This is a genomic window from Streptomyces sp. NPDC057474, from assembly GCF_042802555.1.
In the GTDB taxonomy this organism is placed as follows: Bacteria; Actinomycetota; Actinomycetes; order Streptomycetales; family Streptomycetaceae; genus Streptomyces.
The window spans coordinates 1-9,665 of the sequence record NZ_JBHVDX010000304.1 but is presented as its reverse complement, the minus strand read 5'-3'; the positions used below and the strand labels follow the sequence as shown (position 1 = coordinate 9,665).

Genomic DNA, 9,665 nt, shown 5'->3' with positions numbered 1-9,665 from the left:
CCTATGGGGTGCCCGGCCCTTCGCGCGTCGCGGGCGGGGGCATGGGCGGGGGCTCAGGCCGTACGGCGGTTGAGGCGTGCACGGCGGACACGTGGTCAGGGTCCGGTCGGGTGGTCCGGTGGGCCCGGTCCGGCCTGGCCGGGTGGTCCGGTGGGCCGATCCGGCCCGGCCGGGTGGTCCGGTGAACGGCCGTGTGCGCTCGGGTGGTCCGCTGTACGGCCGCGTCGGCGGTCGGGGGCGCCTGCGAGTGCGGCCGTCTGCGGGTGGTTCAGTCGTCGTCGGAGTGGGGGAGCTTCGGGCCGCCGAGTTCCACCGCTGTGCAGCGCCAGCGGTGGTCTGGGCCGTGTTCCAGGCGGAAGGCCATGGCGCGGAGCCGGTCGCCGGCGCCGATGCGGGCGAAGACCTCCAGGGCGCCCGGGCCGGCCACGTAGTAGCCGATGTCCCGGACGACGGGGTGGGCGCCGTGGGTGGTGCGCAGGGGGCCGCGTTCGGCCAGCCAGGCCAGTTCGTCGTAGGCCCGGCCCGCGGTGTGGCGCAGCATGCTGTGGACCGGGCGTCGGCCGCTCAGTACGGCGAGGAGGAGGTCGGCGAAGCGGTCGGTGGGGCGGGGGTGGAAGACGGGGCCGTTGCGGGGTGGGGTGAGTGCCGTGCGGGTGGCGCTGTCGGGAGTCGTATGGCCTTGTGTCGCGTTGTGGGGAGTTGTGCGGGTCGAGGGCTGGGGTGCGAGCGTCGTGGACTGGGCCGTGGACGGGCGGCCGCCTCCCGGGGTCGTGCCGGCCGGGGTGCGGCCGGGGCGGCGGGTGTCGTGGCGGACGGGTGGGCGGGTGCCGGGTCGGCGCGTGGTCCTGGTCATGACCTTGTTCATCGGAAATCCCCGTCGTCGGTGATGCCGCTGGGTACCAGTCGGTAACTTGGTGATGGAGATCTTGTACGAGGCCGGAGGGGGCCGCCGCAAGGAAGCGCGGGGGCCGCCGGGGGCCGCGAAATGTTCACCTATCAGGGTGACGGTGAGGGTGGTCGGGCCCGGCGGAGCGGGGGTGTACCGGGTGAGGTGGCGGGCCTGGGGTGGACGCGTCCGGAGGGTTGGGCGGGGGCTCGAAAGGGGACGCCCCGCACGTATCCTGAAGGCCCTCCGGAGGCTTCGCGGGAACCTCTACGACGAACCGAAACGCATCGCTGGAACGATCCGCTGGAACGAATCGCCGAACGCTCCGAGGTGCTCCGAGATCACGACTACGAAAGCGGCATGCCATGCGCGTCTACGTCCCCCTGACCCTTCCCGGGCTCGCCGAGGCGTACAAGACGGGTGAGCTGGGGGAGGGGGCGTTCGTCGCGTACGCCGTCACGCCGGCTCTGCGGGAGTGGTATCTGTCCGACGACATCGAGGAGTTGGAGTACGCGGCGCTGAACCGGGCGGCGCTCGCATCGTTGCGGCTGGTGGCCGTGGACCCGACGGCTGCTCGGCGGCGGGTGGTCGTGGCCGTGGATGTGGCTGACCGGGATGCGGTGGCCGATCCCGACCGGGGGCTCGACCCGGTGGCGCTCGGGGAGGTGCGGGTGGCTGGGCCGGTGTCGTTGGGCAAGGCCGCGGCTGTGCATGTCGACTCGGTGGAGGCGGAGGAAGAGGTGGGGGAGGCCGCTCATGCGTTGGGGGCGGCGGATCAGGGGGATGACGACGCGCAGTTCATCGTGGACGGGGCGGACGATCACGAGTTGCTGTGGTACGCGACGCAGGAGATTCCCAACCTGGTGGGGTTGGGGGGCTGACCGGTCCCGGCTGGGCTGGGCTGGGCGTCCGGTGCGGCTGAATGTCTCGGTGGGGTGGTGTCCGGCGCCCTTTGCCGGGGCTGAGAGGGGATGTTCGCGCTTGCCGGCGCTCGCAGGGTGCCGCTGCGCCCACCCGTGCCGCCCCTAGCGGCACGATTGCCCGCAGCTACGACGGACGGACCTGTCCGTGCCGCTGCCGGGTGGGGCCTCGGCGGCACGATTGCCCGCACCCTGTGTGCGGCGGAGCCACCTCTGCCGTAGCCCTGCGGGCGGCGCCCAGTGGCACGGCTGGCCGCAGCCTGTGTGCGGCGGAGCCGCTCCTGTCGTTGCCGGGTGGGTGGGGCCTGCGGCACGATTGCCCGCAGCCTGTGCGGCGGAGCCACCTCTGCCGTAGCCCCGCGGGCGGCGCCCAGCGGCACGGCTGCCCGCCGCCGTGCGCGGCGTCGCCTCGGCGGTACGACTGCCGTGGCCAGGTGCGGCTCCGGGTGGCCGCGGCTGCCCGCAGGCAAGTGCGGCCCGCGATGCGTTGTCGGTGGTGCGGGGTACGTTCTGGGGATGGGGATGAACGGAGTCGGGGCGCATATCGTCTGGGACTGGAATGGGACCTTGTTCCATGACAACGAGGCGATCATCGGGGCGACGAACGCGGCGTTCGCGGAGTTGGGGATCGAGCCGATCACGCTGGAGCGGTACAGGGAGCTGTACTGCGTGCCGGTGCCGAAGTTCTATGAGCGGTTGATCGGGCGGCTGCCCACGGATGAGGAGTGGGAGGCCATGGATGTGGTCTTCCATCGGTACTACGCGGAGCACCGGGTGGCTTGTGGGCTGACCGCAGGCGTGCCGGCGCTGCTCACGGACTGGCTTTCGGCGGGGCGCAGTCAGTCGATTCTCAGCATGTATGTGCATGAGGAGCTGGTTCCGCTGGTGCGGGGGTTCGGGATCGAGCCGCACTTCACACGGGTCGACGGGCGGACCGGGCCGTCCGGGGGCAGCAAGACCGAGCACATGGTGCGGCATCTGCGCCGGCTCGTGGGCGTGGAGCCGAGACGGACCGTCGTGATCGGGGACGCCGCCGATGACGCCGTCGCCGCCCGGTATGTGGGAGCGCAGGCCGTGCTCTACACCGGGGGCTCCCACAGCCGGGGCAGCCTGGAGGGGGTCGGGGTGCCCGTCGTGGACACCCTGGAGGAGGCCGTCGCCGAGGCCGAGCGGCTGGCCGCGTAGGGCTCAGGGCGCCTTCGTACCGTTCCTGTGGACTGAGCCGGAGTGAGCCCGTTCAGCCGCGCGCCCCGAACGGTCCTGGGCGAGCTGGTCCCCGGCGTACTCGTCCCCGGGGTGGCGACACCCCCGCGGCCGGAGGCCGCTGATGGACACAGCCCTGCACGACCCGGCCACATAGGTACAGCCAGAGGCGACGGAGAGGCCCTGAACCATCACACCGGTGAAACAGGGGGCCCCGCACGCTGACGCCGTACCCCGCGTCCCAGATCGCAGATCGCACGATCACGCCAACCCAAACGGCCCAGGACAACGCCAGCCCGGAAGCCGACCATCACACGATCGAGTAATCAGAGGTCATGCGCACTCCTTGGCGAGCAGCTACCACCCCCGGCCGCCCCGCCGACGCCTCTCACGTCACCGGCGCCTTCGCCCGCAGCACCGTGAGGAACTCCCGCATCCAGCGGGAGTGGTCCGGCCAGGCGCGGGCGGAGACGAGGGTGCCGTCGACGACGGTCTCGGCGTCCTGGAAGGTGGCGCCGGCGGCCTGCATGTCGAGTTCGAGGGCGGGGTACGCGGTGACGCGGCGGCCGTGCAGGGCGTCCACGGCGGCGGTGAGCAGCGGGCCGTGGCAGATCTGGGCGACCGGCTTGTCGGTGTCGAAGAAGGACTTGAGGATCTTGCGAAGCTCGGGGTCGTTGCGGAGGTACTCCGGGGCCCGGCCGCCGGGGACGACGACGGCGACGTACTGGCCGGGGTCGACCTCGGAGAAGGCCAGGTCGGCGGGCCAGGTGTAGCCGGGCTTCTCGGTGTAGGTGTCGTAGCCCGGTTCGAAGTCGTGGACGACGAAGCGGAGCTTCTTGCGGCTGGGGGCGGCGATATGGACCTCGTAGCCCTCCTCGCGGAGGCGTTGGTAGGGGTACAGGACCTCCAGTGACTCCGCCGCGTCGCCGGTCACGATAAGGATCTTGGCCGTCATGGTGGGGCTCCCCTCGGCTGGGCGGCGGACGCGGCCGGGTGCGGGCCGGCTCCGGCGAGGCCTCCGCCTCTAGGGCTAGGGCTTCTTCGGGCTTCCTTCGTCGGATCAGGGCCTCTCAGGGCTTCCTTCGTCAGGCTATGGCTTCCTGGGCAACGTGCATCCGGGGTGAAGGTTCGCCAAGGGGGTGTGCGGGTTCGGGGGTCCGGCGAAAGCGCGTATAAGCTCGGTTGCGCGGAGGTAAGCTCAAAAGTGCGCGATGGGTACTGTGCAGAACGTCAAAGTTCGACCCCTGGTTTTGTGCGCATACGGCTCATGACGTGCCCCCCGTCCGGAGGGATAGCCTTGTGGCGTGATCAGCGCGATAGCTCGCGGGGACGCCCTTGTCCCTGCCCTGCGCCCGGTGAGCACGGACGACATCCGTGTCCGGGCGGCGGTCGCTGGTCCTCGCGGGCGGGAGGGAGCCACCAGGGCTCCCGGGACGCCGGGTACACCCACAGGCCGGACGGTGCCGAGAGCAGCGTCACACCCCTGTCGAGTACCGAGAATGGCTGATTACCCCCCGCTCATCTCACCCTGCGGCATAGCGTCGAAGCAGACCGGACACCCCGTGTCGTGGTGGCGCGTCGGAGGGGACGAGTTCGTACTTCCTTCTACGTCACGCAACGGCGCGCGACAGGAGCCAGAGGACAATGCAGACCAAGCTGGACGAAGCCAAGGCCGAGCTGCTCGAACGGGCCGCCCGGGTAGCTGAGAACAGCCCGGTCGGGGGGTATCTACCGACTGGGACGACGAGCGAGAGTACGTCCGGCATCCCGGACCACGACACCGTGCTCGCGTTCCTCCAGCGCTACTACCTGCACACCGCCCCGGAGGACCTGAGCGGCCGCGACCCGGTCGACGTCTTCGGAGCCGCCCACTCCCACTACCGACTGGCCGAGAACCGTCCCCAGGGCACGGCCAATGTGCGGGTCCACACCCCGACCGTCGAGGAGAACGGCTGGACGTGCAGCCACTCCGTCGTCGAGGTCGTCACCGACGACATGCCGTTCCTCGTCGACTCCGTGACCAATGAGCTGTCACGGCAGGGGCGCGGCATCCATGTCGTCATCCACCCGCAGGTCGTCGTACGACGGGACGTCACCGGCAAGCTCGTCGAGCTGATCATCGAGCCGGCCGCCGTCGCCGCGGCGGCCGCGGCCGTTGCCGCCGGTGAGGTGCTGCCGCACGACGCGCACATCGAGTCCTGGATCCACGTCGAGATCGACCGCGAGACGGACCGGGCGGACCTCAAGCAGATCAACAACGATCTGCTGCGCGTCCTGTCCGACGTCCGCGAGGCCGTCGAGGACTGGGAGAAGATGCGGGAGGCGGCGGTCCGTATCGCCGACGGGCTGCCCGCCGAGCACACCGCCGACGACCTGCGCGAACAGGAGGTGGAGGAGGCCCGCGAGCTGCTGCGCTGGCTCGCCGACGACCACTTCACCTTCCTGGGGTTCAGGGAGTACGAGCTGCGGGAGGACGACTCGCTCGCCGCCGTCGCCGGCACAGGCCTCGGCATCCTGCGCTCCGACCCGCACCACGCCGGGCACGACCACCACCCCGTCAGCTCCTCCTTCGAGCGGCTGCCCGCCGACGCCCGCGCCAAGGCCCGTGAGCACAAGCTCCTCGTCCTGACGAAGGCCAACAGCCGGGCCACCGTCCACCGGCCGTCCTACCTCGACTACGTGGGCGTGAAGAAGTTCGACGCCGAGGGGAACGTGGTCGGTGAGCGGCGCTTCCTCGGACTGTTCTCCTCGGCCGCCTACACCGAGTCCGTGCGCCGGGTGCCCGTCGTCCGCCGCAAGGTCGAAGACGTCCTCCGGGGCGCCGGATTCTCGCCCAACAGCCACGACGGGCGGGATCTGCTCCAGATCCTGGAGACCTACCCCCGCGACGAACTGTTCCAGACCTCGGCCGACGAACTGCGCTCCATCGTCACCTCCGTGCTCTATCTCCAGGAGCGCAGGCGGCTGCGGCTCTACCTCCGCCAGGACGAGTACGGGCGCTACTACTCCGCCCTCGTGTACCTCCCGCGCGACCGCTACACCACCGGTGTACGCCTCAGGATCATCGACATCCTGAAGGAGGAACTGGGCGGCATCAGCGTCGACTTCACCGCCATGAACACCGAGTCGATCCTCTCCCGGCTGCACTTCGTGGTCCGCGTCCAGCCGGGCACCGAGCTGCCGCACCTCAGCGACGCCGACAAGGACCGCCTCGAGGCCAAGCTGGTGGAGGCCGCCCGGTCCTGGTCGGACGGGTTCGCCGAGGCGCTCAACGCCGAGGTCGGCGAGGAGCGGGCCGCCGAGCTGCTGCGCCGGTACGCGAACGCCATCCCCGAGGGGTACAAGGCCGACCACAACCCCCGCTCGGCCGTCGCGGACCTCGTCCGCCTCGAAGCGCTCGACCAGGACGAGGACTTCGAGCTCAGCCTGTACGAGCCGGTGGGCGCCGCGCCCGACGAGCGCCGCTTCAAGATCTACCGCAAGGGCGGCTCCGTCTCGCTCTCCGCGGTGCTGCCCGTCCTGAACCGCATCGGCGTCGAGGTCATCGACGAGCGGCCGTACGAGCTGCGCTGCGCGGACCGGACGACGGCGTGGATCTACGACTTCGGGCTGCGGATGCCGAGGCCGCAGGCCGGGAGTGTGGACTACGCCGGGGACGATGCCCGGGAGCGGGTGCAGGAGACCTTCGCCGCCACCTGGACCGGGCAGGCCGAGAACGACGGGTTCAACGCGCTCGTGCTGAGCGCGGGCCTCACCTGGCGGCAGGCCATGGTGCTGCGCGCGTACGCCAAGTACCTGCGGCAGGCCGGGTCGACCTTCAGCCAGGACTACATGGAGGACACCCTCCGGAACAACGTCCACACCACCCGGTTGCTCGTGTCGCTGTTCGAGGCGCGGATGTCGCCGGACCGGCAGCGGGCGGGCCGGGAGATCGTCGACGCGCTCCTCGAGGAGGTCGACGCCGCGCTCGACCAGGTGGCGAGCCTCGACGAGGACCGGATCCTGCGGTCCTTCCTCACCGTCATCAAGGCGACGCTGCGCACGAACTTCTTCCAGGAGGCGGCGGGCGGCAAGCCGCACGACTACGTCTCCATGAAGTTCGACCCGCAGGCCATCCCCGACCTGCCGGCGCCGCGTCCGGCGTTCGAGATCTGGGTGTACTCGCCGCGTGTCGAGGGTGTGCACCTGCGGTTCGGGAAGGTGGCCCGAGGCGGGCTGCGCTGGTCGGACCGGCGGGAGGACTTCCGGACCGAGATCCTGGGCCTGGTCAAGGCGCAGATGGTCAAGAACACCGTCATCGTGCCCGTCGGAGCCAAGGGCGGCTTCGTCGCCAAGCAGCTGCCCGATCCGTCGGTGGACCGGGACGCGTGGCTGGCCGAGGGCATCCGGAGCTACAAGACCTTCATCTCCGCGCTGCTCGACATCACCGACAACATGGTCGCCGGCGAGGTCGTACCGCCCTCGGACGTCGTACGGCACGACGAGGACGACACGTATCTCGTCGTGGCCGCCGACAAGGGCACGGCGACCTTCTCGGACATCGCCAACGCGGTCGCCGAGAGCTACAACTTCTGGCTCGGGGACGCCTTCGCCTCCGGCGGCAGCGCCGGATACGACCACAAGGGCATGGGCATCACCGCCCGCGGTGCCTGGGAGTCGGTCAAGCGGCACTTCCGGGAGGTGGGCGTCGACACGCAGAGCGAGGACTTCACGGTCGTCGGCATCGGTGACATGTCCGGTGACGTGTTCGGCAACGGCATGCTGCTCAGCGAGCACATCCGGCTCGTCGCCGCCTTCGACCACCGGCACATCTTCATCGACCCCAACCCGGACGCGGCCACCTCGTACGCCGAGCGCCGCCGCGTCTTCGAGCTGCCCCGCTCCAGCTGGGCCGACTATGACACCGATCTGATCTCCACCGGCGGCGGTGTCTTCCCGCGTACCGCCAAGGCGATCCCGATCAACGGCCACATCCGGGACGTCCTCGGCATCGAGGACAAGATCGCCAAGATGACCCCGGCCGACCTGATGAAGGCGATCCTCAAGGCGCCGGTCGACCTGCTGTGGAACGGCGGCATCGGTACGTACGTCAAGGCCTCCAGCGAGTCGCACGCGGACGTCGGCGACAAGGCCAACGACGCCATCCGGGTCGACGGGCGGGACCTGCGGGTCCAGGTCGTCGGCGAGGGCGGCAACCTCGGCCTGACCCAGCTGGGGCGGATCGAGTTCGCGCAGACCGGCGGGCGGGTCAACACCGACGCCATCGACAACAGCGCGGGCGTGGACACCTCCGACCACGAGGTGAACATCAAGATCCTGCTCAACGGCCTGGTCACCGAAGGCGACATGACCGTCAAGCAGCGCAACAAACTGCTCGCCGAGATGACCGACGAGGTCGGCCACCTGGTCCTGCGCAACAACTACGCGCAGAACACGGCCATCGCCAACGCCCTCGCCCAGTCCAAGGACATGCTCCACGCCCAGCAGCGCTTCATGCGCCACCTGGTCAGGGAGCGCCACCTCGACCGGGCCCTCGAATTCCTGCCCACCGACCGGCAGATCCGCGAGCGCCTCAACACCGGGCACGGCCTCACCGGCCCCGAGACGGCGGTCCTCCTCGCCTACACGAAGATCACGGTCGCCGACGAACTGCTGCACACCTCGCTGCCGGACGACGCCTACCTGCGCAAGCTGCTGCACGCGTACTTCCCGGCCGCGCTGGGCGAGCGGTTCCCCGAGCAGATCGACAGCCACCCGCTGAGCCGCGAGATCGTCACGACCCTGCTGGTCAACGACACGGTCAACACGGGCGGTACGAGCTTCCTGCACCGGCTGCGGGAGGAGACCGGGGCCTCGCTGGAGGAGATCGTCCGGGCGCAGACCGCGTCCCGCGCGATCTTCGGGTCGGGCACGGTGTGGGACGGCGTCGAGGGCCTGGACAACACGGTCGACGCGGCCGTCCAGACCCGGATCCGGCTGCACTCCCGCCGCCTGGTCGAGCGCGGTACGCGCTGGCTGCTCAACAACCGGCCGCAGCCGCTCCAGCTCAGCGAGACCATCGCGTTCTTCTCCGAGGGCGTGCACCTGGTCTGGGGCGAGCTGCCCAAGCTGCTGCGCGGCGCGGACCTGGAGTGGTACCAGAAGATCTACGACGAGCTGACGGGCGCGGGCGTCCCGGAGGAGCTGGCCACGCGGGTCGCTGGCTTCTCCTCGGCCTTCCCCACGCTCGACATCGTCGCCGTCGCCGACCGGGTCGGCCGGACGCCGATGGAGGTCGCCGAGGTGTACTACGACCTCGCCGACCGGCTGCGCATCACCCAGCTCATGGACCGCATCATCGATCTGCCGCGTGCCGACCGCTGGCAGTCCATGGCCCGCGCGGCGATCCGCGAGGACCTGTACGCGGCCCACGCGTCGCTGACCGCCGAGGTCCTCTCCGCGGGCAACGGCTCCTCCACGCCCGAGCAGCGCTTCAAGGTGTGGGAGCAGAAGAACGCGGCGCTGCTGGGCCGGGCGCGTACGACCCTGGAGGAGATCCAGAGCTCCGACGCGTTCGACCTCGCCAACCTGTCGGTGGCGATGCGGACGATGCGGACGCTGCTGCGCAGCCACTCTTAGGGATACGGAGATGGGGGCGCCCCCGGGTTCGTCGGAAC

General features: G+C 70.4%; 5 protein-coding genes. 3 read left to right on the top strand and 2 right to left on the bottom strand.

Going from position 1 to position 9,665, the window contains the following annotated elements; all coding sequences use genetic code 11:
• Nucleotides 1-268: 268 nt before the first annotated feature.
• On the bottom strand, nt 269-865 hold the full coding sequence (locus tag ACFU53_RS43615; protein WP_384005359.1) for an Rv3235 family protein: 597 nt from the start codon (nt 863-865) through the stop codon (nt 269-271).
• 386 nt (nt 866-1,251) lie between these two features.
• Between ACFU53_RS43615 and ACFU53_RS43610 the strand changes: the two genes are divergently transcribed.
• Both ACFU53_RS43610 and ACFU53_RS43605 read left to right on the top strand, forming a co-directional pair.
• Nucleotides 1,252-1,767 (top strand): DUF6912 family protein, encoded by a 516-nt coding sequence (locus ACFU53_RS43610; protein WP_384005357.1) that lies wholly within the window; start codon nt 1,252-1,254, stop codon nt 1,765-1,767.
• Between the two features lie 555 nt (nt 1,768-2,322).
• Nucleotides 2,323-2,991: an HAD family hydrolase gene (locus ACFU53_RS43605; protein ID WP_384005356.1), complete on the top strand. Its 669-nt coding sequence runs from the start codon at nt 2,323-2,325 to the stop codon at nt 2,989-2,991.
• 406 nt (nt 2,992-3,397) lie between these two features.
• Here the strand turns inward: ACFU53_RS43605 and ACFU53_RS43600 are convergent, their stop codons facing one another.
• Nucleotides 3,398-3,964: a DJ-1/PfpI family protein gene (locus tag ACFU53_RS43600; protein ID WP_384005354.1), complete on the bottom strand. Its 567-nt coding sequence runs from the start codon at nt 3,962-3,964 to the stop codon at nt 3,398-3,400.
• Between the two features lie 689 nt (nt 3,965-4,653).
• Here ACFU53_RS43600 and ACFU53_RS43595 point away from each other — a divergent pair.
• Nucleotides 4,654-9,627, top strand: a complete 4,974-nt coding sequence (locus ACFU53_RS43595; RefSeq protein ID WP_384005352.1) for an NAD-glutamate dehydrogenase — start codon at nt 4,654-4,656, stop codon at nt 9,625-9,627.
• Nucleotides 9,628-9,665: the final 38 nt, after the last annotated feature.